This window comes from Nonomuraea sp. NPDC049709 (genome assembly GCF_040674815.1).
Classification (GTDB): Bacteria; Actinomycetota; Actinomycetes; order Streptosporangiales; family Streptosporangiaceae; genus Nonomuraea.
Window position 1 is genome coordinate 81,542 of record NZ_JBFANM010000022.1, and the last position, 26,423, is coordinate 107,964.

Genomic DNA, 26,423 nt, shown 5'->3' on the forward strand with positions numbered 1-26,423 from the left:
CGAAGCAGGGGTCAGAATAGCTGCTCGGCGTCGTCGAGCTTGTACGTCGCCCCCTCCGCGTACGCGGCCGCGAACGCCTCCTCCCCGAGCCCGTCGCGCGTCCGCGCGGTGACCCGCTCGACGTGGTCGGCCTCGGACGGCCCGGCCGGCAGCTGGTGCTGCTGCCTGGCCGCGGCCGCCAGGCCCAGCAGCCTGGCCGACCGGTCGGTGGGACCGGCCGCGGCGGCGGCGCCCTCCACCGCGGCCACCGCCGACCGGGGATCGCCGATCTTCCGGATGGCGGCCAGGGCCTCGGTGTGCAGCTCCATGGCCGTGGCCAGGTCGCCCCGCGCCTCCATGAGGTGGCCGAGCTCGATGAGCGTGTCCGGCAGGTGCATGGCCGGCTCGGCGTCGGGGTCGCGGGACAGCCCTTCGAGCAGGTGGTTCAGGTGCTTCTCGGCCAGCTCCAGGTCCCCCGACCGGCGCGCGGCGTAGGCCAGGCCCATCTCGGCCATGGTCGAGGCCAGCATGTAGCCCTGGGCGACCGCCATCTTCAGCGACCGCCCGGACAGCTCGACGGCGCGGTCGTAGTCGCCGCTCTGCATCGCGACCCAGCCCAGCCAGGCGATGTGCGTGGCGACCTCGGACCACAACCCCAGGTCCTCGGCCATCCGCAGGCCCTCGCCGAACAGCCGGTTGGCCCGGTCGAAGTCGTGCGCCATCTCGGCCACCGACGCCAGCCACTCGGTCGCCCGCAGCAGCCCCCACCGGTCCCCCAGCTCGGTGAACAGCCGGGCGCTCTCCCCGCCGATCCGCTCCAGCGCCTCGATGTCGCGCAGGGTGAAGGCGTCCATGGCCTGCCTGCTGAGCGCGGTGGCGATGCCCCACCGGTCGCCGAGCTCCCTGAACGTGACCAGCGCCCGCTCGTTCAGCTCCTGCCCGGTCTGCATGTCCTCGACGTGCAGCGCGATGAACAGCGCGGCCCTGGCGCGCTCCCCCGGGTCCTCGACCGCCTCCAGGACGGGTCTCCAGTCGGTCTGCTCGCCCAGGGTGAGGGCGAACCCGGCCGCCCAGGCCGCCGCCCTGGCGCGTACGCCGTCCCGCGGCCCCGGGATCGCCAGCGCCGCCGCCAGGGCCCGCCGGCCCTCGGCCAGCCGGCCGCGCAGGAACCAGTGCCAGGCCAGCGCGTTCACCAGCCGGGCCGCGCTGTCGGCGTCCTCGTGCGCCGCCGCCGTGTCGAGCGCCGCCCGCATGTTGGCGGCCTCCGTGTCCAGGCGCAGCAGCCAGTCGCGCTGCTGGTGCCCGTACAGCTCCGGCTCCGCGCGTACGGCCAGCGCCAGGTAGTGGCGAAGGTGCGCGAGGCGTACGCGGTCGAGCTCGCCGGCGTCGGCCATCCTGGCCGTGCAGTATTCGGACACCGACTCCAGCAGCCGGTAGCGGACCCCGGCGGGAGTGTCCACGACCACCACCAGCGAGCGGTCGACCAGGCGGGCCAGCAGGTCGAGCACGTCGAGCGCGAGGTCGTCGTCCGCCGCGCAGACGGACTCGGCGGCCTCCAGCGTGCACCCGTCGGCGTGCACGGCCAGGCGGCGCAGCACCACGCGCTCGTCCTCGGACAGCAGGTCCCAGCTCCAGTCGATCACGGCGGTGAGCGTCTGCTGGCGGGCGGGCGCGCCACGCTGGCCGGAGGCCAGCAGCCGGAACCTGTCGTCCAGCCGGGCCACCACGCCCTGCACGCCGAGCGCCCGCACCCGCGTCGCGGCCAGCTCCAGTGCCAGCGGGATGCCGTCGAGCCGGCGGCAGAGCTGGGCGACGGCCTGCGCGTTGCCCGCCTCCAGCGCGAACCCGCGGGCGGAGGCGGCGGCCCTGGTCACGAACAGCCGTACGGCGTCGGAGCGCGCCATGGCGGCCAGGTCGGCGCTCGCGGGCACGTCGAGCGGCGGGACGCTCCACAACACCTCGCCGGCCACGGCCAGCGGCTCCCGGCTCGTGGCCAGGACGCGCAGGCCGGGACAGGCCCGCAGGAGCACCTCGGCCAGCTCGGCGACCTGCTCGACCACGTGCTCGCAGTTGTCCAGCACGAGCAGCATCCGCCTGGGCTTGAGCACGGCCGCCAGCTGCGCGGCCGGAGCGCCGTCGGCGTGCCCCTTCGGGGCGGCGTCCTCCCTGATGTCCAGGGCCGCCAGGATCGCCTCGGCGGGCGAGCGGGACGCCTGGTCCAGCGCGACCAGCCAGGCCCCGTCCGCGAACCCGTCCACCAGCCGGTTCGCGACCTCCACCGCCAGCCTGGTCTTGCCGACGCCGCCGCTGCCGGTGAGCGTCACCAGCCGCTCCTCCTCGACCAGCCCGCAGATCTCGGCCAGGGCCTCGTCCCGGCCGATCAGCTTGCTGACGGAGGCGGGCAGGTTCGTCACGGGCCGCTCGGCGGGCACGCTCAGCGCCGGGTCCTGGCCGAGGATCGCCTGGTGGAGCGCGACCAGCTCCGGCCCGGGGTCGAGACCGAGCTCGTCGGCCAGCCGCTCGCGCAGCTCGCCGTAGCTGGCCAGCGCCTCGCTCTGCCGCCCCGCCCGGTACAGGACCCGCATGTGGACGGCGCGCAGCCGCTCCCTGAGCGGGTAACGGCCCACCAGGTCGCCCAGCTCGCCCACCAGCAGCCCGTGCTCACCGAGCTCCAGCCGGGTCTCGGCGTGCTGCTCCAGCGCCGACAGCCGCTGCTCCTCCAGGCGGTGGACGGCCGACCTGGTGTACTCCTCGTCGGCGAAGTCCGCGTACGCGGGGCCGCGCCACAGCGCCAGAGCATCCGACAGCAGCCCCGCCCTGGTCCTGGGGCTGTCGGCGGCCTCGGCCCGGGCCAGCAGCTCCGCGAAGCGCATGGCGTCCACGGCGCCGTCGTCGGTACGCAGCAGGTAGCCGGGGGCCCGGGAGACGACCAGGTTCTTCCCGCCGGACTCGGCGTCCTCGAACGCCTTGCGCAGCTGCGAGACGCGCACCTGCAGCGCGCCCGCCGGGTTGGCCGGCGGGTCCTCCCGCCACAGGTCGTCGACCAGCCGGTCCACGGACACCGGATGGCCCTCGTGGACGAGCAGGTCCACGAGCAGCGCCCGGACCTTGAGACCCGGAATCGTGACGGCCTCCCCGGCGTCCGTCCAGACCGCCAGCGGCCCAAGCACCCCAAATCGCATGCTCGTCACCTTATGCGCGGTCGTAAGCCCGCGAGAAGCGCTCCTGAAGCCCCTTCCCACACCGTGGAGTCACCGGAACCGAAAGGGGCACGACATGAACACCGCAACCACCGCTGGGCCGGCTGCCGAACCGGCTGCCGGGCGGCGCGAATGGACCGGGCTGGCGGTCCTGGCCGCCGTGGCCCTGCTGCTCTCCATCGACGGCAGCGTCCTCTACCTGGCGCTCCCGCACCTCAGTGCCGAGCTCGGGGCGAGCGGGCCGCAGCAGCTCTGGATCGTGGACATCTACTCGTTCATGCTGGCCGGGTTCCTGGTGACCATGGGCACGCTGGGCGACCGGATCGGCCGGCGCCGGCTCCTGATGATCGGCGCCGTGGCGTTCGGGGTGGCGTCCGTGCTGGCCGCGTACTCGGTGAGCGCCGAGATGCTGATCGTCACGCGGGCTCTGCTGGGGATCGCCGGGGCCACGCTGCTGCCGTCGTCGCTGGCGCTGATCAGGAACATGTTCCGGGACGCCGGGCAGGCGGGCACGGCGATCGGGCTCTGGTACGGCTGCTTCATGCTCGGCATGACGGTCGGCCCGCTGGTGGGCGGGGTGCTGCTGGAGCACTTCTGGTGGGGGTCGGTGTTCCTGCTGAGCGTGCCGGTCATGGTGGTGGTGCTGGTCGCGGCGCGTACGCTGCTGCCGGAGCACCGCGAGCCCGCCACCGGCCGGCTCGACCCGGCCAGCGTCGCGCTGTCCCTCGCCACCATCCTGCCGGTCATCTACGGCCTCAAGGAGGTCGCCAGGGGAGGCTGGGACCCGGTGCCGGTCGCGGCGATCGTGGCCGGGCTGGCGTTCGGCGCGCTGTTCGTCCGGCGCCAGCGCCGCCTTGCCGACCCGCTGCTGGACCTGAGCCTGTTCGCCCACCTGGCCTTCTCCGCCACGCTGGGGATCATGCTGCTGGGCGGGGTCGTCATGTCCGGCACGACGTTGATGACCACCCAGTACCTGCAGACCGTCGAGGCGCTGTCACCGCTGGCGACCGGGCTGTGGCTGGTCCCGCAGAACCTGGCCATGATCGCCGCCCTGGCCCTGGCCCCGGCGATCGCCCGCCGCGTCGGCGCCGCGTACGTGATGACCGCCGGCCTGACGCTGGGCGCGGCGGGGCTGTTCCTGCACACCCAGGTCCCGAGCGTCGGCGGCACCGGCCTGGTGGTGGCGGGGCTGGTCCTGGCCTCGGCGGGCATCGCGCTGCCGATGGGCGTGGGCAACGGCATCATCATGATGGCCGCGCCGCCGGAGAAGGCCGGGTCGGCGGCGTCGGTGACGGAGACGAGCGGCGAGTTCGGCGTGGCGGTGGGCGTGGCCGCGATGGGCAGCCTGGGCACCGCCGTCTACCGGGGCGAGCTGCCCGAGCACCTGCCGGTGGAGGCGGTCCGCGAGAGCATCACGGCCGCGGTGAGCGCCGCCGAGGACCTGCCCGGCCTGCTCGAACTGGCCCGTGCCGCCTTCACGACCGGCCTGAACACGGTGGCCGCGATCAGCGCGCTCACCTTCCTCGCCCTCGCCGCCGCCGCCTTCGTGATCCTCCGGCGGCACGACACCGCCGCCTGAGTCACCGGACGGCCAGGGAAACGGCGGCGCCTACCTGTACCCGGGGTCACGGGGGACGGCGACGCCTACCTGTACCCGGGTCAGGGGGACGGCGGCGCCTTCCTGGCCGACCCGCGGTAGCGCTCGGCGTCGTAGCGGCGGTCGTTGTCGTCGAGCTTGGCCCGCGCCGCCGCCACCAGATCCACCCCCAGGACGTCGGCCAGCCGCACCAGGTAGAGGGTCACGTCGCCCAGCTCCGTACGCATCCTGGCCAGCGTCTCCGGATCGGGGTCCGCGGACTCCTCGGCCGTGAGCCACTGGAACTCCGCCACCAGCTCCCCGACCTCGCCCGCCAGGGCCATCGCCAGGTTCTTCGGCGTGTGGAACCGCTCCCACTCCCTGACCCGCGCGAACTCGCGCAGCCGCTCGGCAAGGCACTCCAACTCCGTCGTCACGCCACAGGACCCTACCGACCCGCGCCTGTATGTTGCTGCTCGTGAATGGGGTCGAACTGTTCCTGCTGGGCCGGACGCTGATGAAGATCGGCGAGGAGGCGATGCCGACCGAGGGCATCGGCGAGCACTCGGCGAGCGTGCGTACGGTCCTGATCGTGGTGAGCGACCTGCGCGTGCACCCCGACACCACGGTGGGCGAGATCGCCGCCCGTACGGGCCTGCCGCAGAGCGCCGTGTCCGCCGCCATCGCGCGGCTGCGCACGGCGGGCGCGGTGACGGCCGAGACCGACCCCAGGGACCGCCGGCGCACGATCATCCGCGAGGCGCCCGCCGTGGCGGAGCGGGTGACCCGGGTCCGCGACACCCCGATCGACGCCGCGCTGGCCGCCGCGCTGGGCACGGACGACCCGGAGCGGGTGGGCCGGACCGTGGCGGCACTGGAGGAGCTGGCGGATCAGCTCATCCCGAAGCTACGCGACTAATCCATCAAGCTTGATACATCAAAATGATGTACTGGGGTGTCCGCATGAACGCCGACATCTTGCGCGTGCCCGGAGGCAGCCTCTACTACGAGACGCGCGGCACCGGGCCGTACCTGCTGATCTCGCAGAGCGGCGAGGGCGACGCCGACCGGAGCGTGGATCTGGTGGACCGGCTCGCGGACGACCACACCGTCATCACCTACGACCGGCGCGGGCTGAGCCGCAGCACGATCGACGCCCCCCACTCGGGCGTGAGCGTGCGGCAGCACGCCGACGACGTGCACCGGCTGCTGGCCCACCTCACCGACCGGCCCGTCATCATGCTCGGCCAGAGCATGGGCGCCTCGATCGGCCTCCACCTGGCCGCCCGCCACCCCGAGCAGCTCAGCCTGCTCGTCGCCCACGAGCCCGTCTCGCCCTGGCTGCTCCCGGCCGCCGAGCGGGCGAGGCACATGGCGGAGCTGGCCGAGCTCCGCGACCTCTACCTCGAAGCCGGTCTCCCGGCCGCGCTCGCGGAGATCGCGCGAGTCCTCGGCATCACCGGCGACGACGCCGAGCCCGGCCTGACCCCGCAGCCCATGACGCCCCAGCGGCGGGCCGGCTTCGACTTCTTCATCCGCCACGACTTCCGCGCGGTCATGGAGGACGACCTCGACCCGCCGGGCCGCCGGGTCCGCATCGTGCCCGCGGCCGGCCGGGCCACGCCGCGCACCGTCTTCGACCACCGGTGCGCGATCGAGCTGGCGCGGCTGCTGGGCACCGAGGTCGCCGAGTTCCCCGGCGGGCACAACGGCAACCTCAGCCATCCGCGCGCGTACGCCACCCGCCTGCGCGAGGTCCTCCAGTCCGCCGCCTAGGCGCACCCACCGTGTACGCTTCCGACGCGTGTCCGACTTATCCGTGCCCGGTTACGAGATCAAGGGCGTGCTCGGCCAGGGCGGCTTCGGCGTGGTCTACCTCGCCCTGCAGTCGGCCGTCGGCCGCGAGGTCGCGCTCAAGGTCGACAACCGGGTGCTGCTGTCCGACCGCGACCGGCGCCGGTTCATGCGCGAGGTCACGGCGGCGGGTGCGCTGTCCGGCCATCCGCACGTGGTGCCCGTCTACGACGCCGGGCTGCTGCCGGACGGGCGGCCGTACATGGTGCTGGAGCTGTGCCCCGGGGGCTCGCTGGCCGGGCGGCGCCTCTCCCCGGCCGAGGCGCGCGACGTGGGCGTGCGCATCGCCGACGCGCTCGCGGCCGCGCACGCGCAGGGGGTGCTGCACCGCGACGTGAAGCCGGGCAACATCCTGCTCAACCGGTACGGCCAGGTGGCGCTGTCCGACTTCGGGCTGGCCACCATGCCGGCGTCCGGCCCCGACGCCTCGGTGACCCGCGAGTCGCTCACCCCCTCCTACGCCCCGCCCGAGGCGTTCGAACTGGCCGAGCCGTCGCCGGCCGCGGACGTGTACGCGCTGGCGGCCACCGTCTACGCGCTGCTGTCCGGCCGCCCGCCCCGCTTCCCGGAGAGCGGCGTGCCCAACGTGGCGATGATCCTCGCCCTGCACCGCCTCCCCGTCCCGGACATCCCCGGCGTGCCACCGGACCTGACCGCCGTGCTCCGGCAGGCCCTGGCCACCGACCTCCGGGAGCGCACCCCGAGCGCGGCCGCCCTCCGCGACGCCCTGGCCGCCGTCCCCCTGCCACCCTTCTCCGAACAGCCCTCCGGACGCCACGTGGCCGCGCCCGCCCCTTCCCACGTGAGCCCTCAGCGGCCCGCCTTCCCCCAGCAGGCCACGGACCCGCCGCCCGGCACCCCGACGGACACCAGGCCGCCCGCTCCGCGCGGGGTCGACAAGGCCCTGCTCGCGATCATCGCCGCCCTGATCCTGGTGATCGCGACCGGCGCCGGGGTGTTCATCCACAGCCAGGTCACCCAGACCCCGGAGACCAAGCGGGCCGCGCCGGACACCGGCACCACGAAGCCCAAGGAGGCCGGCGCCTTCGAAGGGCTCGACACCTACACCGAGAACTGCCCGGCGGCCAAGGTACGCGGCGGCGGGGCGGCCTGTGTGCGGGAGTCGGAGTGCTGGAGCGGCCTGGTCATCATCACGGGCGACACGAAGGCCCGGCGGCTCGGGTGCGAGGAGACGCATTCGTGGGAGACGTTCGCGGTCGCCCCGATCCCGGAGGACGCCGAGACGTACGTCCAGCAGGACCTCGCCAAGCACCCGACGGTGAAGCGCGTCTGCAGCCGCACGGTGCTGCTGGCCACCCGGACCGGCACGGCCAGGACCATCGGCGCGACCCGGTGGCGGGCCGACGTCATGCCGCCGTCCCAGGCCCAGTTCGAGGACGGGGTGCGCTTCTACCGCTGCATCGCCGGCCTGAACGGCCAGGAACCCCGCAGGTCCTTCTTCCACTGACCGGCTGGGCGGCCTACTCGTGGCGGGCGGTGCTCTCCCGGACGATCAGCTCCGTTGACAGTTCCACGCGCTTGGTCTCCGGGACGTCGCCGTGGCCCATCGCCAGCACCGTACGGGTGGCCAGCGCCGCCATCTCCTGGAGCGGCTGGCGTACCGTCGTCAGCGGGGGCCAGGCCGACTTCGCCAGCGGCAGGTCGTCGAAGCCCACCACGCTCAGGTCCTCCGGGACCCGGAGCCCGCGCTGCCGGGCCGCCTCGAACACGCCGAACGCCATCAGGTCGCTCCCGGCGAAGATGGCCGTGGGCGGGTCGGCGAGGGAGAGCAGGGCGTGGCCCTGGTCGTGGCCCGAGTCGACGAGGAACGTGCCGCGCCTGATCAGGTCGGGCACCACGGGCACCCCGGCCGTCTCCAGCGCCGCCCGGTAACCGTCTATCCGGGCCTGGCTGCACAGCATGTCCGCCGGGCCGCTGATCATGCCGATCCGCCGGTGCCCGAGCTCCAGGAGGTGCCGGGTCGCCGCCAGGCCGCCGTTCCAGTTGGTCGCCCCGACGGAGACGACCCCGGGCGCGGGCTCGCCCTCCGGGTCCACCACCGCGAACGGCAGGGAGCGGGCGCTGAGCTGGGCCTGGATGCCGGTCGAGAGCCGCGAGGCCACTATCACGACGCCGTCCGTCCGCCTGGCCGCCAGGCGCTCCAGCCAGTCACGGCCGGGGCCCGCGTGCGTGTGCAGGACCGAGATGACGACGCTGGCCCCGGCATCGTGGGCGGCGCTCTCCGCGCCGCGGACGATCTCCATGGCCCAGGGCGACTCGATCTCCGCGAAGACGAGGTCCACCAGGCCGGCCGGCGTGTCGTCCTGGCTGATGCGCCGCTGGTAGCCGTGCTCCTGCAGGAGCCGTTCCACCCTGTGGCGGGTCGCCGGCGCGACCTCCGGACGCCCGTTGATGACCTTCGAGACCGTCGGGATGGAGACCCCGGCCTCCTCCGCGATCAGTGCGATCGTGACCCGCCTCTTCGCTGACACAAATCGGGAGTGTATCCGAAAGTTTCGGTTTGGGATCGCTCGCTCTGGAGGTGTTGACGCTTTACATGGCGTTTACTTACGATCACGGCAAAGAAATTATCGGGGGGTTCACGAAACTTTCGTCAATCGCTGAGGAAGGGACCCCTATGAAACGCAGTCTGGTGTTAGTCGCCATCGCCGTGCTCGTGGCCGGTTGCGGAGGTGGCGGCGGCGGGGAGACGGCTCCCCAGCAGAGCGGCGGCGGCTCCCCCGCCAAGGTCACGCTGGAGTGGTGGCACCTGTCGACCGCCGAGCCGCTCAAGTCCCTCTGGGCACAGCGCGCCAAGGAGTTCGAGGCGAAGAACCCGCACGTCACGATCAAGGCGACCGTTCTGGAGAACGACGCGTACAAGGCCAAGCTCACCACGATCACGCAGTCGGGCAACGCGCCGGACGTGTTCGCCTCGTGGGGCGGCGGCGTGCTCAAGCAGCAGATCGACGCGGGACTGGTCAAGGACATCTCCGGCGACGTCGCGGACGTGCTGCCCACCTTCACGCCGGCGGCGCTCAGCGCGTACCAGATCGACGGCAAGACGTACGGTCTGCCGACCGACATCGGCTTGGTAGGTTTCTGGTACAACAAGAAACTTTTCGAAAAGGCAGGCATCACCGAGCCGCCGGCCACCTGGTCGGCGTTCCTCGAGGACGTCAAGAAGCTCAAGGCCGCGGGCGTCACCCCGATCGCCCTGGCCGGCAAGGAGAAGTGGCCCGGCCACTACTACTGGGCCTACCTCGCCCTGCGCATCGCCGGCCTGGACGCGCTCAAGCAGGCGGCCACCGACCACGACTTCACCAAGCCCGACTTCGTGGCCGCCGGCCAGCAGGTGAAGGCGCTGGCGGACCTCCAGCCGTTCCAGAAGGGCTTCCTCGGCGCGGCGTACTCCACCCCTGACGGCCAGTCCGCCACCGTGAGCAACGGCAAGGCGGCCATGGAGCTGATGGGCCAGTGGGCGCCGAGCGTGCAGGCCGACTCGGGCAAGGGTCTCGGCGACGACCTCGGGTTCTTCCCCTTCCCGGCCGTCGAGGGCGGCAAGGGCTCGGCCGGTGACGCGTTCGGCGGCGGCGGCGGGCTGGCCGTGGGCGCGGACGCGCCGAAGGAGGCCCTGGACTTCGTCAAGTTCATGACCGAGATGGGCAACCACTCCAAGGCCGTCGAGTCCGGTGGCGTGCTGCCGGTGCTCAAGGGCGAGGAGAGCGCGGTCAAGGACCCCAACCTCAAGCAGGTGGCGACGCTGCTGGCCGGCGCCAGCGGCTACCAGCTCTACCTGGACCAGGCCTACCCGCCGGCCGTCGGCCAGCAGGTCAACGACAGCGTGGCCGAGCTGATCGCCGGTACGAAGACACCGGAAGAGGTCGGCGCGGACATCACAGAAGTGGCCAAGAGCGAGGGATGACGACACTCACGAGAGGGCCGGAGGCGGTCCAGCTTCCGGCCCCCACCCCTGTCGGCAGGCGTCGCAGTCGCTGGGTGACCATCGCCCTGTTCCTGCTGCCCGCCATGGTGCTCTTCCTGATGCTGGTCGTGGCCCCCATGCTGGTGGCCCTGTATTCGAGCGTGTTCAGGTGGAACGGCTTCGGCGGCCTGCCGAGCAACTTCATCGGGATGGACAACTTCACCCGGCTGTTCAGCAGCGAGATCTTCGCGCAGGACCTGTGGCACCTGCTGGTCCTCGTCCTGCTGTCGATCTTCGTGCAGCTGCCGTTCTCGCTGGCCATCGCCATGCTGCTGAACCAGCGCATGCGCGGGCGGGCGTTGTACCGGGTGCTGTTCTTCGCCCCGTACGTGCTGTCCGAGGTCATCACGGGCGTGCTGTTCTCGCTGATCCTCGCCCCTGACGCGGGCATGGCGAACCAGCTCCTGTCGATCGTCGGGTTCGAGTCGGAGTGGCTGGCCAACCCCGACACCGTGATGCCGTCGCTCTTCCTGGTCATGACCTGGAAGTACTTCGGCTTCCACATGATGATCTATCTCGCCGGGCGGCAGAACATCCCGAACGAGCTCGTCGAGGCCGCCCAGATCGACGGGGCCACGGGCTGGAAGACGTTCAGGTACGTCACGCTGCCGCTGCTCGGCCCGACGATCCGGATCAGCATCTTCCTGTCCGTGATCTACACGATCCAGCTCTTCGACCTGGTCTGGATCCTCACCGGCGGCGGGCCCTCGCACTCCTCGGAGACGATGGCGGTCACCATGATGGACTGGGGGTTCAAGCGCTCCCAGGTCGGCTACGCCAGCGCGATCAGCGTCGTGATGTTCGCGCTCAGCCTCGTCTTCGCCCTCATCTACCAGCGTTTCGTCATGCGCCGTGACCTGGAGGGCGCGACGACCTCCCTGGGAGGCCGCAGATGAACCACGGGAAGATCAAGCCGGCCAGGCGGCGGCGCAAGACGCTGCCCCTGCACGTGATCGCGTTGATCGTGGGCGCGTTCATGGTCATCCCGGTGGTCTACGCGCTGATCGGCGGTTTCAAGGAGAACAGCGAGCTGTCCGCCAACCCCTTCGGCCTGCCCGAGACGTGGGTGACGGCCAACTACACCGACGTGCTGGGCTCCGGCTCGTTCTGGCGGCAGATGTGGAACAGCATGTTCATCGCCGTGGCCACGACCGTGCTGACCGTCGCGCTGTCGGCGCTGGCGGGGTTCGTCTTCGCCAGGTTCGCCTTCCGCGGCAGGGAGCTGTTCTTCACGATGTTCACCGCCGGGCTGATGTTCCCGTTCGCGGTGGCCATCCTGCCCATCTTCGTGCTGCTGCGCACGTTCGGGCTGCTGGACAACCCGCTCGGCGTGATCCTGACGCAGGCCGCCTTCGGGCTGCCGCTGACGATCATCATCCTGCGCGGCTTCTTCCGCAGCATCCCGGGCGAGATCGAGGAGGCGGCCACCATCGACGGGTGCACGCCGTTCGGGTTCTTCTGGCGGATCCTGCTGCCGATGGCCCGGCCCGCGATCGCCACCGTCTCGGTCCTGGCCATCGTCGGGAGCTGGAACAACTTCATGCTGCCGCTGGTGGTGTTCAGCGAGGAGGTGAGCTGGACGCTGCCGCTCGGCATCCAGCAGTTCCAGGGCCAGTACGCCTCCGACACCGCCCGCATCCTGGCCTATCTGATCCTGGCCATGGTGCCCGCGCTCGGGTTCTACGCCATAGCGGAACGACACCTGGTCGGTGGCCTCACCGCGGGTGCCACGAAGGGGTGACTTCATGCTGCACGTGTCCGGAACCCATCTCCTCACGGACGACGACACGCCGGTACGCCTGCGGGGGGTGGGTCTCGGGGGCTGGATGAACATGGAGAACTTCATCACCGGCTACCCGGCGAACGAGTCCTCCATGCGGCACGCCGTACGCACCGTGCTGGGCGACGACCGGGCGGAGCTGTTCTTCGACCGGCTGCTGACCTCGTTCTTCACCGAACAGGACGCGGCCCTGCTGGCCGGGCTGGGCATGAACTGCGTACGCATCCCGGTCAACTACCGCCACTGGGAGTCCGACGAGCGCCCCCTGGAGATCGACCAGCGCGGCTTCCGCCACCTGGACCGGGTGATCGGCCTGCTGGGCGCGCACGGCATCCACAGCGTGATCGACCTGCACGCGCTGCCCGGCTCGCAGAACCAGCACTGGCACTCCGACAACCCCACCCACGTGGCCGCGTTCTGGCAGCACCGGCACTTCCAGGACCGGGCGGTGCACCTGTGGGAGGTCATCGCGGACCACTACCGCGACAATCCCTGGGTGGCCGGATACAACCCGGTCAACGAGCCGGGTGACGTGTCGGGCAAGGTGATCGGCCCGTTCTACGACCGCCTGGTGAAGGCGATCAGGGCCGCCGACCCGCGCCACGTCCTGTTCCTCGACGGCAACACCTACTCCACCGATTTCTCGATATTTCGGGAGGTGTATGAGAACACGGTCTTCGTCCTCCACGACTACGCGCTGGCCGGTTTCGCCCACGGCGGCCCGTACCCCGGGTACACCCGCGGCGAGTGGTGCGACCGCGACGAGCTGGAGCGGACGTTCGACAAGCGCTCCCGCTTCCAGCGCGAGACGGGCACGCCGCTGTGGGTGGGCGAGTTCGGGCCCGTCTACACCGGGGACCCCGTCGTGGACGGGCAGCGCTACCAGATCCTGCGCGACCAGCTCGCGATCTACGACGAGCACGGCGCGGGCTGGTCGCTGTGGACGTACAAGGACGTGGGGTTGCAGGGGCTGGTGCACGCCTCGGGGGCGTACCTCGACCGGTTCGGTGACTTCATGGCCAAGAAGCGGCGGCTCGGCGCCGATCGCTGGGGCTCGACGATGGAGGAGTCGACGGACGTGCTGGCCCCGCTGCACGCGCTGGTCGAGACCGAGTTCCCCGGCTGGGACCCGTACCCGTGGGGCGCCCGCTATCAGGCCGACGACCTGATCAGGCACATCCTGCTGGCCCAGGCGTTGCTCCCCGAGTACGCGGAGCTGTTCCGCGGGCTCGGCGACGACGACCTGGTCGCACTGGCGGACTCGTTCCGCCTGGATCGGTGCGTACGCCGCGAGCCCCTGCTCGATCTGCTGGCCGACAACCTCAAGAGGTGAGTGGGGGGTCCCTGTCGTTCCGGATGCTTGCGTAGGTATGCTTCGCCTGCCCTAATTTAGGCAAGGCTTCCCTCAGCGAGTGGCGGTAGGCAATCGTGTTCGCCAGTTACCTCATCGGATTGCGCGAAGGACTCGAGGCGGCGCTCGTCGTCTCGGTCCTCATCGCCTTCCTGGTCAAGAGTGACCGCAAGGACAAGCTCCCCCAGGTCTGGAGCGGGGTCGGCGCGGCCGTCGTGCTGTCGGTGGCGTTCGGGGCGCTGCTGACCTTCACCGCCGCCCGCCTCAGCTACACCGGGCAGGAGCTGTTCGAGGCGATCACCTCGCTGCTCGCCGTCGTGTTCGTGACCTGGATGATCTTCTGGATGCGCCGGGCGGCCCGCGCGCTCTCCAAGGAGTTGCGCGGCAAGCTCTCCGAGGCGCTGGAGCTGGGGTCGATCGCGGTGGTCGTGATGGCGTTCCTGGCCGTCGCGCGTGAGGGGCTGGAGACAGCGCTGCTGTTCTTCGCCTCCGTGCAGGGCGCCACCGCTTCGGCACAACCGTTGATCGGCATCTGCCTGGGGCTGCTCACGGCCGTGCTGATCGGCTGGGGCATCTACCGCAGCGCCCTGACGATCAACCTGACGAAGTTCTTCGCCTGGACCGGCGGGCTGCTGATCCTGGTGGCCGCCGGCATCCTCAAGTACGCCGTGCACGACTTCCAGGAGGCCGACGTGCTTCCCGGCCTGAACACCCAGGCCTTCGACATCAGCGCCGTCCTGCCCGCCGACTCCCCGCACGGGGCCGTGCTGGCGGGGATGCTGAACATCACCCCGCAGCCCAGCGTTCTGGAGGTCGTGGCCTGGGCCGCGTACCTCGTTCCCACCCTCTTCCTCTTCCTGCGCCCGCAGCAGGCCAAGTCCACCGCGCCCTCGGCCGCGTGAACAGGAGCATCATGCGTACCGTCATCAGCCTGTCCGCCGGCGCGCTCGCCCTTGCGGCGCTGGCCGCCTGCGGCTCGGGGGGCACCCCCGCCCCCTCCGGCTCCGCCGCCCCCGGCAAGGTCGCCGTGGCCGCGAACGACACCGAGTGCAAGGTCGCCGCCACCGAGGTCGCGGCGGGCACCACCACGTTCGCGATCACGAACGGCGGCACCAAGGTCACCGAGTTCTACGTGTACGCGCCGGGCGACCGGGTCATGGCCGAGGTGGAGAACATCGTGCCCGGCCTGACCAGGGAGCTCATCGCCGAGCTGCCGGCCGGCGCGTACGAGACCGCCTGCAAGCCCGGCATGGTCGGCAAGGGCATCCGCAACGCGCTCAAGGTGACCGGCGAGCACAAGCCGCTCAACGCCGACGCCAAGCTGGCCGAGGCCACCAGGAGCTACCAGCGCTACGTCAAGTCGCAGACCGACACGCTGCTGGTCAAGACCCAGGAGTTCGTGGACGCGGTCAAGGCGGGCGACATCGAGAAGGGCAAGGAGCTGTTCCCGGTGGCGCGTACGTACTGGGAGCGCATCGAGCCGGTCGCGGAGATCTTCGGTGACCTCGACCCCGCGATCGACGGCCGCGAGGCCGACCTGGCCGAGGGCGAGGAGTGGACCGGCTTCCACAAGATCGAGAAGGATCTGTGGATCCACAAGGACATCGGCAAGAGCGGCCCCATGGCCGACAAGCTGATCGCCGACATCAAGACCATCGTGGCCAAGGCCAACGCCACCGAGCTGACCCCGCTGAACCTGGCCAACGGTGCCAAGGAACTGCTCGACGAGGTGGCCACCGGGAAGATCACCGGCGAGGAGGACATCTGGTCGCACACCGACCTCTGGGACTTCGACGCCAACCTCGAAGGCTCCAAGGCGGCCGTGCAGGCGCTCAGGCCGGTGCTGGAGGAGCGGGCTCCCGACCTGGTCAAGACGCTGGACGAGAAGTTCGCGGCGGCCGAGGCGGCGCTCGCCGTGCACCAGAAGGGCGACGGCTGGCAGCTGCACAACGAGCTGTCCAAGGCCGAGCTGAAGGCGCTGTCCGACTCGATCAACGCGCTGGGCGAGCCGATCAGCAAGATCGCCCCGATCGTGGCGAAGTAGCGGGAGGGGGCACGATGGCGACCAACGGACAGGGCGCCGCGGACGACCGGGAGCGTACGCCCGTCCCGGCCGGCGGGCAGGGCGCCGCGGACGAGCCGGCCGCCGGGTCCGCCACCACGGGGTCGCCCGCGAAGGGGCGGGAGGCTCGGGTGAGCAGGAGGAAGCTGTTCGGTCTCGGTGCGGCGGGGGCCGCCGCGCTGGGCACCGGGGCGGTGGCGGCGCGGTCGCTGCTGGACGAGCCGCCCCGGGCGCACGCCTCCTCCACCTCCGACCCGTTCCCCTTCTACGGCGAGCACCAGGCCGGGATCGTCACGCCCGCGCAGGACCGGCTGCACTTCGTGTCCTTCGACGTCACGACGGACAAGCGGGCCGAGCTGATGGAGCTGCTGCAGGAGTGGACGGCCGCGGCGGCGCGGCTGACGCAGGGCAAGGAGGCGGGCTCGTTCGGCGCGGTGGGCGGCGCGCCCGAGGCCGCGCCCGACGACACGGGTGAGGCGCTCGGGCTGCCGGCGTCGGGGCTGACGCTGACGGTGGGGTTCGGGGCGTCGTTGTTCGACGAGCGGTTCGGGCTGGCGGGGAAGCGTCCGGCCGCTCTCGCCGACTTGCCGAAATTTCCGGGAGAGCAGCTCATTCCGGAAATTTCCGGAGGTGACCTCTGCGTGCAGGCGTGCGCCCACGACCCCCAGGTCGCCGTGCACGCCATCCGCAACCTGGCCAGGATCGGCTTCGGCAAGGTCTCCGTACGCTGGTCGCAGCTCGGCTTCGGCCGTACGTCGTCCACCTCCCGCTCCCAGACCACCCCGCGCAACCTCATGGGCTTCAAGGACGGCACGAACAACCTCAAGCTGGAGGACTCCGACCTGCTGCGCGACCAGCTCTGGGCCTCCGCCCAGGACGGCAGCGCCTGGATGGCGGGCGGCAGCTACCTGGTCACCCGCAAGATCCGCATGACCATCGAGACCTGGGACCGCACGTCGCTGGCCGAACAGGAGCAGATCTTCGGCCGGGACAAGGGCGAGGGTGCGCCGCTGGGCAAGAAGGCCGAGTTCGACCCGCTGGACTTCGCGGCCAAGGGGCCGGACGGGCAGCCGTACATCAAGGCGGACGCCCACGTAAGGCTGGCGCACCCGAGCTCGCACGGCAACGCGCACCTGCTGCGGCGGGGCTACAACTTCGTGGACGGCTCGGACGGGCTCGGCCGCCTGGACGCGGGGCTGTTCTTCATCGCCTACCAGCGGGATCCCCGCAAGCAGTTCGTACCGGTGCAGATGAGCCTGGCACGCACCGATCCGCTCAACGAGTACATCAAACACGTCTCCAGCGCCCTCTTCGCCTGCCCACCGGGCGTCCGGGACGCCGGGGACTACTGGGGCCGCACCCTCTTCGAAACCTGAGTCCCCGGGCTACCGGGAGTCGCAGCCGCGGGAGCTGTGCTTCCAGGGCACCAAAGGTTGGCGGAAATGTCAGGTCGGTCTGGTAGGACAGGACAGCCGTATCCCCCCATTACCTAGGACCAGCCCGTGACCGATGACCAGCCGACCCACTACGAGCGCTACCTCGACGCCTACGCCGGGTTCCCCCTGGCCTACGCGGCCGCCCCGGAGGACGGGGAGCCGGGGCCGGACCTGTCCGCCGTCGCCTGGCGGATCGAGGCGAGCGAGTGGGACGACGACGCCCCCGACCATATCTCCGAAAGTTTCGACTGGTTTCTCGAAAACGCGGACACCGCGAAGGTCCAGGCCATCGTGATCGGGGAGTGGGAGGAGTGCTACGACACCGACAACGCGCCCGTCATCGCCCGCCTCGCCGAAAACGCCGGCCGCCTGCCCGAGCTGCGTTCCCTGTTCCTCGGCGCCATCTCGCCGGAGCAGGCCGAGATCTCCTGGATCCAGCAGTCGGACATCACGCCGCTGCTGGAGGCGTACCCGAAGCTGGAGCGGCTGGAGGTGCGGGGCGGCACGGGGCTCGGGCTGGCGCCGGTGCGGCACGAGGCGCTGCGGGTGCTCAGGTTCGAGACCGGTGGCCTGCCCGCGCAGGTCGTGCGCGGGGTCGGCGGCAGCGACCTGCCGGCGCTGGAGCACCTGGAGTTGTGGTTCGGCGTAGATGAGTACGGCGGCGACGCGACGGCGGCCGACGTGGCGGGGATCCTGAGCGGCGAGCGGCTGCCCGCGCTGCGCCACCTGGGCCTGCAGAACTGCCCGTTCGCGGACGAGCTGGCCTCGGGGCTGGCGGCCGCGCCCGTCGTGGCCCGGCTGGAGTCGTTGAGCCTGTCGATGGGCTCGCTCGGCGACGAGGGCGTGGCGGCGCTGCTCAGCGGCCAGCCGCTCACCCACCTGCGCCGCTTCGACCTCGAACACCACTACATGAGCAGGGCGATGATGGCCCGCCTCATCGAGGCGCTGCCCGGGGTCGAGGTACGGCTGTCCGAGCCGCTCAGCCGCGACGAGGACTGGCGCTACGTCCAGGTGAGCGAGTGACATGGACCGGTACGAGGTGACGTTCGCCGATCCCGGCGACACGTTCCTGCCCGACGACCCGGCCCAGCACGACCACTCCTTCGGCCTGAACCGCGAGCACTTCGCCGGTTTGCCCGTCAGGGCTCCGGGCCAGGGCGCGGACCCGTCCGAGCAGGTCGCCTGGCTCGTGTACGACGAGAGCCACCACGACGCGGACAGCAACGAGTCAGACCTGGCCGACGACCTCGACGGCCTGCTGGCGAACGTGGACCCCGGCCGCGTGGAGGCCCTCGCGGTCACCGGCTACGGCTCGACCAACGCGCCGAGGGTGCTCGCGGCGTACGCCGACCGGCTGCCCGCGCTGCGCTCGGTGTTCCTCGGGTTCATCGGGACCGAGACGTGGGAGATCTCCTGGATCCGGCAGGGGGACATCACGCCGCTGCTGGCGGCGTACCCGAAGTTGGAGCGGCTGGAGGTGCGCGGGTCGGAGGGGCTCGTGCTGCGGCCGGTCGCCCACGAGCACCTCAGGGTGCTGCGGTTCGAGTGCGGCGGGCTGCCGGGCGAGGTGGTCAGGGCGGTCAGTGCGAGCACGTTCCCGGCGCTGGAGCACCTGGAGCTGTGGCTCGGCGTCGAGGACTACGGCGGTGACGCGACGATCGCCGACCTGGAGGGCATCCTGTCGGGCGTGCGGCTGCCCGTGCTCAGGCGGCTCGGGCTGCGCGACAGCGAGCGGCAGGACGAGGTGGCCGCCGCCGTGGCCGCCGCGCCCGTGGTGGCCCGGCTGGAGGAGCTCAGCCTGGGCATGGGGCTGCTCACGGACCGGGGCGCGGAGGCGCTGCTCAGCGGGCAGCCCCTGACCCACCTGCGCGTCCTGGACCTGCGGCACCACTTCCTCCGCGACGCCATGATCTCCCGGATGCAGGAGGCGCTGCCCGGCATCGTCGACCTCCAGGAGAGACAGGTTCCCGAGGCCGACGACTGGATGTACGTGGCGGTGGCCGAGTGACGGCCCCGAAGGTGACGGTGGGCGGGTGACGACGCCGGTGCGGTTCGGCGTGGTCGGGACGCCCGGGGATCGGCGGGTCACCATGTTCCGGGACGCCGTGGTCGGGCGAGGGCTCGCGGAGCCGTACGTGATCTCGTGGCTGGACGTGTTGGCCGGGCGCGCGGCCGGCGGGCCCGAGGGGTCGCTGCTGCGCGTCGACTCCCCCGGGGAGGACGCGCGGGCCGACGAGCTGCTGCGCGGGCCGGGCGATCCGGCGCGGGTGGGCGGGGGCGCCGCCTGGCACAAGGCGTTCACCGCCGGGCTGGAGCGGGTCGCGGCGATCCCCGGCGTGCGGCTGCTGGGGGACGTGGGCGAGATCGGGGTGATGTTCGACAAGCGGCGCTGCCACGCGGTGCTGGCGGGGGCCGGGGTGCCGGTGCCGGGCGCGTTCGAGGCCGGGTCGTACGAGGAGTTGCGCGAGGAGATGGCGCGGCGCGGCTGGGCCAGGGTGTTCGTGAAACCCGCCCACGGCTCCTCGGCCTCCGGGGTGGTCGCCTTCCAGGCCCATGCCGGCCGCGTGCGGGCGGTCACCTCGGCCACCTGGATCGGCGGGGTGCTGTGCAACTCGCTGCGGGTCAGGACCATGACGGAGGAGGCGGAGGCGCGGCGGCTGGTGGACTTCCTGGCGGCCGACGGGTTGCACGTGGAGCGGTGGTTCCCGAAGGCGTCGAGCGGCGGACGGGTGTTCGACCTGCGGGTGGTGACCGTGGCCGGGGCTCCGACGCACGCCGTCGTACGTACGAGCCGCAGCCCCATGACGAACCTGCACCTCGGCGGCTCGCGCGGCGACCTGGAGACGGTGCGCAGCCGGCCCGGGCTGTGGGAGCGGGTGCTGGAGGTATGCGCCCGGGCGGCCGCGTGTTTCCCGGGCAGCCTGAGCACGGGCGTGGACGTGATGGTCGGGGCTGACTGGCGGTCGGTGGCGGTGGCGGAGGTCAACGCGTTCGGGGACCTGCTGCCGGGGCTGGGGGATTTTTCGGGACATGGGCGGGACACCTATGCCGAGCAGGTCGAGGCGGTCATCGATGGCCGCTGGTGACGGGCGGCTGCTGGCGACCACCGGAGGTGACGGGCGGATCGACGCGATGACAGCCGCTGGTGACGGGCTCGACATGGACGCGATCATCGGCAGCCACGACGTCCTCCTGGTCACGCTCGACACGCTGCGCTACGACGTGGCCGCCGCCCAGGCCGAGGCCGGGCTGCTGCCGAACCTGCTGCCGCCCGGCGCGCGCTGGGAGCGGCGGCACAGCCCGGGCAGCTTCACGTACGCTGCCCACGCCGCCATGTTCGCCGGCTTCCTGCCCACGCCGGTCACCCCCGGCCCGCATCCCCGGCTGTTCGCGGCCACGTTCCCCGGGAGCGAGAGCACGGCGGCGGGGACGTGGGTGTTCGACGCTCCCGACCTGCCCACGGGTCTCGCGCGGGCCGGCTACCACACGGTGTGCGTCGGCGGCGTCGGGTTCTTCAACAAGCTCACCCCGCTCGGGTCGGCGCTGCCGGGCCTGTTCGCCGAGAGCCACTGGGAGCCGGAGTTCGGCGTGACGAACCCCGCCTCGCTGGAGCGGCAGATCGACCGCGCCGCCGAGGTGCTGCGGGACGCGCGCGGCCCGGTCTTCCTCTTCCTCAACGTCTCGGCCCTGCACCAGCCGAACCACTTCTACCTGCCCGGCGCCACCGGCGACTCCCTGGACAGCCACGCCGCCGCCCTGCGCTACGTCGACCAGCACATCGGCCGGCTCTACGCGCTCATGAGCCGCCGCCGGCCCTGCCTGGCGATCGTGTGCTCCGACCACGGCACGGCGTACGGCGAGGACGGGCACGTCGGCCACCGCATCGGCCACGAGGTGGTCTGGACGGTCCCCTACACCCATTTCGTCCTGGAGAACCATGCGGCCGTATGAGAGTTACGTCTACGCCTACCCGCACAAGACCGCGTACCGGCCGCTCGACCCGCGCCCGCACCTCAAGGAGGTCTGGGCCGGGGAACGGCCGGGAGCACTGTACGTGCACATCCCGTTCTGCGAGATGCGCTGCGGCTTCTGCAACCTGTTCACCCGCACCGGCGCGCCGGAGGAGCTGGTCACGGCCTACCTGGACGCCCTCGAACGCCAGGCCGGGCAGGTACGCGACGCGCTGGAGGAGACCTCCTTCGGCACGGCGGCGCTCGGCGGGGGCACGCCGACGTACCTCAGCGCCCGCGAGCTGGACCGGCTGTTCGACCTGACGGAGCGGACGATGGGCGTGGACCTGGCGCGGGTCCCGCTGTCGGTGGAGACCTCCCCGGCCACCGCCACGCCCGACCGCCTGTCCGTGCTCGCCGAGCGCGGCACGTCGCGGATCTCCATCGGCGTGCAGAGCTTCGTGCCGGAGGAGGCCCGCTCGGCGGTGCGCCCGCAGAAGCGCGCCGAGGTGGACGCGGCGCTGGACGCGATCAGGGCGTCGGGCGTGCCGGTGCTGAACATCGACCTGATCTACGGCATCGACGGGCAGACCTCCCGGTCGTGGCAGTACTCGCTGGACACCGCACTCGGGTGGCGGCCGGAGGAGCTGTACCTCTACCCGCTCTACGTCCGGCCGCTGACCGGGCTGGGCAAGCAGGGGCGGGCATGGGACGACCAGCGCCTGGAGCTCTACCGGGCCGGGCGCGACCATTTGCTGGCGGCCGGGTACGAGCAGGTGTCCATGCGCATGTTCCGGCTCCCCGGCTCCGGTGCGGAGGCGGACTACTGCTGCCAGACCGACGGCATGGTGGGCCTGGGCTGCGGGGCACGGTCGTACACGAGCGGCCTGCACTACTCCTTCGAGTACGCCGTCGGCGCGCGGCACGTGCGCTCGATCATCGACGACTACGTGGCCAGGGCCGACTTCGACGTGGCGAACGTGGGCTTCGCGCTCTCGCCGGACGAGCGCAGGCGGCGGCACCTCATCCAGTCGCTGCTGCGGGCGGAGGGCATGTCCCGGCGGCTCTACACGGACCGGTTCGGCAGCGACGTCCTGGACGACTTCCCCATGGACTGGCTAGGTCACTGGCTCACGATCACGGACGAGACGATCGCGCTCACCCCGGAGGGCCTGGCCCACTCCGACGCGATCGGCCCCGCCCTGTTCTCGCCCGAGGTGCGGCGGCTCATGGACGGGTACGAGGCATGCTGACCATCCTCTACCGGGGCCCCCTCGCCAGCTGCGACTACGACTGCGCCTACTGCCCGTTCGCCAAGCGCCGCGACACGCCCGAGCAGTTGCGCGCCGACAGGGCCGCGCTGGAGCGGTTCGCCGGGTGGGTCGCGGAGCAGGCGTTCGAGGTCTCGGTGCTGTTCACGCCGTGGGGTGAGGGCCTGGTCAGGTCCTGGTACCGGCGGGCCCTCGTGGAGCTGTCCTGGCTGCCGAACGTCGCGAAGGTCGCCGTCCAGACGAATCTGAGCTGCCGTACGGGGTGGTTGTCGGAGGCGTCGGAGCGGGCCGCGCTGTGGGTGACCTACCACCCGACGCAGGTGCCGTACGAGCGGTTCCTGGCCAAGATCCGCTCGCTGCCGGTGCGCCACAGCGTCGGCATCGTCGGCGACCCGGCGCACCTGCCGTACGCGAGGAGGCTCCGGGCCGACCTGCCGCCCGAGACGTACGTGTGGGTCAACGCCGAGGAGGGCCGCCTCTACACCGACGCCGAGGCCGCCGAGTGGTCGGCCGTCGACCCGCTCTTCCATCACAGCCGCTTCCCGCACGCCAGCGCGGGCCTGCCCTGCCGCACGGGAGACAGCGTGATCTCGGTGAACGGCGACGGCACCGTGCGCCGCTGCCACTTCGTGCCGGAGGTGCTGGGCAACCTGTACGACGGCTCGTACCGGGGCGCGCTGCGGCCCCGGGGGTGCCCCGCCACGGCCTGCGACTGCCATATCGGGTATGTCCACCTGGAGCCGCTCGGTCTCTACGACGTCTTCACCGGCGGGGTGCTCGAACGCATCCCCACCACCTTCTGACCTCGGCGAACGAACCGCCGTACCGGACCATGACCGCCCGGCCCTCCCGGGGCGCTGTGACCTCAGGTCTCACGCTGCGGGAGGTAGGCGTCCTCGGCGACCCCGAACGTCCACGCGACCCCCTGGCGGGCGCGCTCGGTCCACGGCGGCACCCGCAGGAAGTAGGTGCGGCGGGTGCCGTCGGGCTCGGGCGTGGAGTTGACCACCTCCACCATGACCAGCGGCTCGTCACCGGCCAGCTCGACCCGCCACAGGACGCCGGTCTCGTCGGAGTGCACCGGCTCCGCGCCCGACTCGGCCAGGTAGCGGTCGAACCCGAAGTGCTCCAGCATGACGCGGCGCAACTCGGCGTTCTCCTCGGAGCGGATGCGCTCGGGGGTGAGCCCGGTCATCGCGGCGCCGAAGCCGGCCGGGACGGGCATGCCGTGCCAGGCGTGCAGGGCGAACCCGTCGGCGTAGACCATGGCCGGCCCGTCCGCGCGGTGCAGCCGCCCCTGGTCGTCGAGGTGCAGCTCGACGGGCCGTTCCGTGACGATGGCGACCCGTTCGTACGGCCACCACCACCCCGCGCGCTCGGCCACCCGCTTGAGCCCGTCGAGCCCGCCCAGCGCCGCCGGCCAGGGCGCGTCGAGCGCGTCGAACGCCGAGAGCCAGGGCGCGTCGTGCTGCCCGAGCACGGCGTCGAGGGTCACCTGACGCAAGCTCTCGCCGCCCCGGTCGGCGATGGCCCGCCGCAGGTCGCCGACGAGCCGATCGACCTGCGGCCAGAGCCGCCCACCCGTCTCGGCCCACAGCTCCGCCCACCCGACATGCCCCAGCTCGCCGTACGCCGCCGCCCTGGCCCGCTCCCAAGGCTTGGTACGCAGCTCATCCCGCACACACCGCCCGGCCCCACCGCTCCCCAGCCTGAGACCACCACTTCCCACCCCGGAACCGGCACTGCCCAGCGCGCCGGAACCATCGCTCCCCTGCCCGTCGGGACCATCGCTCCCCTGCCCGGAACCGGCCTCCTCACCTCCGGCCAGGCGAGCCGCCAGTTCGGCTCCGGCGGCGGGCGACGGCAGCACCACGACCAGCTCGGGCTCGGCCAGCCCCGCCTCCCGGTACGCCTGCCGCACAGCCTCCTCGGCATCCTCCCCCGGCCCGGTCGCGAGGGCGACCCGCTCCCACGTCAAGGTCGCCATCAGTCGGCCACCACCCGGTAGGAGCCGGGCACGTATTCACGCTGCCGGACCACGCGATACCAGCCCTTCGGCAACGAGATCGCCTCATGCTCCTCGTGCACGAGCCGCCCGCCCTCGGGCAGGTGCAGAAAACCCCGGGCCAACGTGCCGGGACCGGGGATGGCGTGGCAGTGCCCGGTGGCCTCACCGTGCGCCAGCACGAGCCGCCCACGGGCATCCCTCGGCTCGGAACGCGCCACGCTGGGCGCGGACTCCTCGGGAACGGGCACGAGCAGGATGTCGCCCTGTCGGTACATCGACCAACCTCCATCGATCGGGGGGATGATCGAAAGCTAACCGGGCCCACCGACAATTCCCGGTCTCACCCGCGCCGCCCTACCGGCCACGCCGCTGGTCGGTCTGCTTCGGATGGCCGGCGCCGGCACGCGTGATCCACAAGGTGCGCTCCTCGTCGTCGATCGCGCACCACAACCGACCGCCGGACGTGGCTTCGTACTGCCACTGTTCCAGCGATTGGCCGCCTACCTTGACCACACCGAGCGCGCCCTTGAGCGGGTGCCGGCGGCAGTCCACCCGTCGCGGGTCCGCGGTGATGGACACCCATGCCCGGTCGAGGTTCTCCGGTGCTTGAGCGAGAAGGTGCCGCCAGCCCTCAGCCGCGCGCCTGTCGGCGAAGCGGACGCGCCATGGATGAGGCCGCGGCACGTCGTCGCCACGCCCTGACATCAGACGTCGCCGTTCGGGCGCGTTACCTCTCCACCATCGCCAGGGAAGGGCCCCTGCAGTTCGCGGGCGAGCCGCGGGTCGCTCCAGACCACCGCGGTCGATCGCCACGACGTCAGCGCCCGCGCGAACGGGAGCAGCTCTCCCGTGTCCGCACCGGCGATCAGGTGGTTGAGGAGCTCACGCACACACTCATGCCGCTCCGCATCGGGCAGCCAAGTGAGCCAGGGAAGCTCCTCTGCCAGCACTTCCTCCGCGAGATCGCCGTTGCGGCGAGCCACGACGGCGAGCGCTCGGGCGGCGATGCGCAGGCTGGCCGCCCCCGCTTCGAACCGTTCCGCGCGCATCAGGATGAGCTTCTCGTCGTCGCGGCGTTCGAGGATGACGTCGGCATTGTCCAGGGTGGGCAGCACCTCTGAGGGTCCTCGGAGGAACGCGCTGTACGGAAAGCTCTTCGTCACCATGGCCACCTGCTTATCTGAAGTAGTTCAGATAAGCGGCTCAGCGGTGTCGGGCGCGGGAGGCGGCGGCGTGGGCGCGGTTGGCGCAGCGGGTCGAGCAGAACTGGCGCCGGCCCGGGCGGCTCCTGTCGACGAAGGCGTCCTGGCACGGGTGGGCCGCGCACAGGCGCAGCCGTTCCCAGTCGCCGGCCGCCGCGAGGTCCAGCAGTTCCGTCACCGCCCGCACCGCGAGCCGCTCGCCCAGCGGGGCGCCCTCGGGGGCGGCGAGCCGCAGGACCGGGGTGCCCTCCGAATCCGCCACGGTCGCGCGCAGCGGCAGCTCGGCCGCCCAGCGTGCCAGGGCCCGCGTCCGTGCCTGCGCGTCCGCGCCGCTCAGGACCTCCCGGAGCCGCCCCCGCACCACCCGGACGGCCTCGAGCTCCCCCGCCTCACCCACCTCCCGCCGACCGCCACCAGGCCCCTCAGCCGAGCCCGCAACCCCCGCTTCGTGCCGGCCACCACCGGACCCACCCGCCAAGCCTCCATCACCCCGGCCGCCACCGGACCCACCCGCCGAGCCCGCATCGCCTGCATCATCCCGGCCATCACCGGACGCACCCGCCGAGCCCGCATCACCCCGACCGCCACCGGACGCAACCGCTGAGCCCGTCTCTCGCTCATCGCCGCCGGGCGGGCACGGCACGTCCAGTTCCGCGCAGAAGCGTCGCAACGCCGCCACGTCCGGCAGCCGCTCAGGGTCGTCCAGGTATTCGTCCCACGTGTTGGCCAGGTCGATCGCCACGACCCCCGTCTCACCGAACTGGCGCAT

25 protein-coding genes are annotated in these 26,423 nt (G+C 71.9%); 17 read left to right on the forward strand and 8 right to left on the reverse strand.

Annotation, left to right across the window (positions count from 1 at the left end):
• Positions 1-11: 11 nt before the first annotated feature.
• On the reverse strand, positions 12-3,161 hold the full coding sequence (locus AB0J69_RS23245) for a BTAD domain-containing putative transcriptional regulator (protein ID WP_364120652.1): 3,150 nt from the start codon (positions 3,159-3,161) through the stop codon (positions 12-14).
• A gap of 94 nt (positions 3,162-3,255) precedes the next feature.
• Here AB0J69_RS23245 and AB0J69_RS23250 point away from each other — a divergent pair, with 94 nt between their 5' ends.
• Complete coding sequence (locus AB0J69_RS23250; RefSeq protein ID WP_364120655.1) at positions 3,256-4,758, forward strand: MFS transporter; 1,503 nt, start codon at positions 3,256-3,258, stop codon at positions 4,756-4,758.
• A gap of 80 nt (positions 4,759-4,838) precedes the next feature.
• On the opposite strand, the gene AB0J69_RS23255 is transcribed toward AB0J69_RS23250, so the two are convergent.
• Positions 4,839-5,192 (reverse strand): nucleotide pyrophosphohydrolase, encoded by a 354-nt coding sequence (locus AB0J69_RS23255; RefSeq protein ID WP_364120658.1) that lies wholly within the window; start codon positions 5,190-5,192, stop codon positions 4,839-4,841.
• Positions 5,193-5,233: 41 nt separating this feature from the next.
• On the opposite strand from AB0J69_RS23255, the gene AB0J69_RS23260 reads away from it, so the two are divergent.
• From AB0J69_RS23260 to AB0J69_RS23270, 3 genes are read left to right on the forward strand one after another with little or no spacing between them, the layout of a single operon-like run.
• Positions 5,234-5,674: a MarR family transcriptional regulator gene (locus tag AB0J69_RS23260; RefSeq protein ID WP_364120660.1), complete on the forward strand. Its 441-nt coding sequence runs from the start codon at positions 5,234-5,236 to the stop codon at positions 5,672-5,674.
• A gap of 44 nt (positions 5,675-5,718) precedes the next feature.
• Complete coding sequence (locus AB0J69_RS23265) at positions 5,719-6,531, forward strand: alpha/beta hydrolase (protein ID WP_364120662.1); 813 nt, start codon at positions 5,719-5,721, stop codon at positions 6,529-6,531.
• Between the two features lie 28 nt (positions 6,532-6,559).
• A complete protein-coding gene (locus AB0J69_RS23270; protein ID WP_364120663.1) occupies positions 6,560-8,077 on the forward strand; it encodes a protein kinase in 1,518 nt (505 codons plus the stop codon).
• Positions 8,078-8,090: 13 nt separating this feature from the next.
• Here the strand turns inward: AB0J69_RS23270 and AB0J69_RS23275 are convergent, their stop codons facing one another.
• Positions 8,091-9,101 carry a LacI family DNA-binding transcriptional regulator gene (locus AB0J69_RS23275; protein WP_364120666.1) on the reverse strand — a complete coding sequence of 337 codons (1,011 nt, stop codon included), beginning with the start codon at positions 9,099-9,101 and terminating at the stop codon, positions 8,091-8,093.
• 146 nt (positions 9,102-9,247) lie between these two features.
• On the opposite strand from AB0J69_RS23275, the gene AB0J69_RS23280 reads away from it, so the two are divergent.
• The 13 genes from AB0J69_RS23280 to AB0J69_RS23340 all read left to right on the forward strand — a co-directional run bounded on the left by AB0J69_RS23280 (position 9,248) and on the right by AB0J69_RS23340 (position 23,247).
• Complete coding sequence (locus AB0J69_RS23280; protein WP_364120669.1) at positions 9,248-10,534, forward strand: extracellular solute-binding protein; 1,287 nt, start codon at positions 9,248-9,250, stop codon at positions 10,532-10,534.
• Positions 10,535-10,608: 74 nt separating this feature from the next.
• Positions 10,609-11,490, forward strand: coding sequence for a sugar ABC transporter permease (locus tag AB0J69_RS23285; protein ID WP_364120672.1), 882 nt, complete (start codon positions 10,609-10,611; stop codon positions 11,488-11,490).
• A complete protein-coding gene (locus AB0J69_RS23290) occupies positions 11,487-12,335 on the forward strand; it encodes a carbohydrate ABC transporter permease (RefSeq protein WP_364120674.1) in 849 nt (282 codons plus the stop codon). Before AB0J69_RS23285 ends, AB0J69_RS23290 begins: the two co-directional genes overlap by 4 nt.
• A gap of 4 nt (positions 12,336-12,339) precedes the next feature.
• Positions 12,340-13,707 (forward strand): cellulase family glycosylhydrolase, encoded by a 1,368-nt coding sequence (locus tag AB0J69_RS23295; RefSeq protein ID WP_364120677.1) that lies wholly within the window; start codon positions 12,340-12,342, stop codon positions 13,705-13,707.
• A 95-nt stretch (positions 13,708-13,802) separates the two neighbouring features.
• A complete protein-coding gene (gene efeU, locus AB0J69_RS23300) occupies positions 13,803-14,627 on the forward strand; it encodes an iron uptake transporter permease EfeU (RefSeq protein WP_364120680.1) in 825 nt (274 codons plus the stop codon).
• 11 nt (positions 14,628-14,638) lie between these two features.
• The gene (gene efeO / locus AB0J69_RS23305; RefSeq protein ID WP_364120683.1) at positions 14,639-15,769 is read left to right on the forward strand and encodes an iron uptake system protein EfeO; all 1,131 of its coding nucleotides are present in this window, start codon (positions 14,639-14,641) and stop codon (positions 15,767-15,769) included.
• A 14-nt stretch (positions 15,770-15,783) separates the two neighbouring features.
• Positions 15,784-17,163, forward strand: a complete 1,380-nt coding sequence (efeB, locus tag AB0J69_RS23310) for an iron uptake transporter deferrochelatase/peroxidase subunit (RefSeq protein ID WP_364120686.1) — start codon at positions 15,784-15,786, stop codon at positions 17,161-17,163.
• A 126-nt stretch (positions 17,164-17,289) separates the two neighbouring features.
• Positions 17,290-18,246, forward strand: a complete 957-nt coding sequence (locus tag AB0J69_RS23315; RefSeq protein WP_364120689.1) for an STM4015 family protein — start codon at positions 17,290-17,292, stop codon at positions 18,244-18,246.
• A gap of 1 nt (position 18,247) precedes the next feature.
• A complete protein-coding gene (locus tag AB0J69_RS23320) occupies positions 18,248-19,231 on the forward strand; it encodes an STM4015 family protein (RefSeq protein ID WP_364120692.1) in 984 nt (327 codons plus the stop codon).
• Between the two features lie 25 nt (positions 19,232-19,256).
• Complete coding sequence (locus AB0J69_RS23325; protein WP_364120695.1) at positions 19,257-20,309, forward strand: STM4014 family protein; 1,053 nt, start codon at positions 19,257-19,259, stop codon at positions 20,307-20,309.
• 73 nt (positions 20,310-20,382) lie between these two features.
• Positions 20,383-21,174, forward strand: a complete 792-nt coding sequence (locus AB0J69_RS23330) for an STM4013/SEN3800 family hydrolase (protein ID WP_364120863.1) — start codon at positions 20,383-20,385, stop codon at positions 21,172-21,174.
• On the forward strand, positions 21,161-22,426 hold the full coding sequence (locus AB0J69_RS23335; protein ID WP_364120698.1) for an STM4012 family radical SAM protein: 1,266 nt from the start codon (positions 21,161-21,163) through the stop codon (positions 22,424-22,426). The genes AB0J69_RS23330 and AB0J69_RS23335 overlap by 14 nt, the downstream gene beginning before the upstream one ends.
• Complete coding sequence (locus AB0J69_RS23340; protein ID WP_364120700.1) at positions 22,420-23,247, forward strand: STM4011 family radical SAM protein; 828 nt, start codon at positions 22,420-22,422, stop codon at positions 23,245-23,247. The genes AB0J69_RS23335 and AB0J69_RS23340 overlap by 7 nt, the downstream gene beginning before the upstream one ends.
• A 62-nt stretch (positions 23,248-23,309) precedes the next feature.
• Here the strand turns inward: AB0J69_RS23340 and AB0J69_RS23345 are convergent, their stop codons facing one another.
• The 5 genes from AB0J69_RS23345 to AB0J69_RS23365 all read right to left on the reverse strand — a co-directional run bounded on the left by AB0J69_RS23345 (position 23,310) and on the right by AB0J69_RS23365 (position 26,051).
• Positions 23,310-24,431, reverse strand: a complete 1,122-nt coding sequence (locus AB0J69_RS23345) for a DUF6745 domain-containing protein (protein ID WP_364120703.1) — start codon at positions 24,429-24,431, stop codon at positions 23,310-23,312.
• Positions 24,431-24,727 carry a hypothetical protein gene (locus AB0J69_RS23350; protein ID WP_364120705.1) on the reverse strand — a complete coding sequence of 99 codons (297 nt, stop codon included), beginning with the start codon at positions 24,725-24,727 and terminating at the stop codon, positions 24,431-24,433. The genes AB0J69_RS23345 and AB0J69_RS23350 overlap by 1 nt, the downstream gene beginning before the upstream one ends.
• A gap of 79 nt (positions 24,728-24,806) precedes the next feature.
• Positions 24,807-25,031: a hypothetical protein gene (locus AB0J69_RS23355; protein WP_364120708.1), complete on the reverse strand. Its 225-nt coding sequence runs from the start codon at positions 25,029-25,031 to the stop codon at positions 24,807-24,809.
• A gap of 125 nt (positions 25,032-25,156) precedes the next feature.
• Positions 25,157-25,567 (reverse strand): hypothetical protein, encoded by a 411-nt coding sequence (locus AB0J69_RS23360; RefSeq protein WP_364120711.1) that lies wholly within the window; start codon positions 25,565-25,567, stop codon positions 25,157-25,159.
• An 88-nt stretch (positions 25,568-25,655) separates the two neighbouring features.
• Entirely contained in the window at positions 25,656-26,051 is a 396-nt protein-coding gene (locus AB0J69_RS23365) for a CGNR zinc finger domain-containing protein (protein WP_364120714.1), read from the reverse strand.
• Between the last annotated feature and the right edge of the window lie 372 nt (positions 26,052-26,423).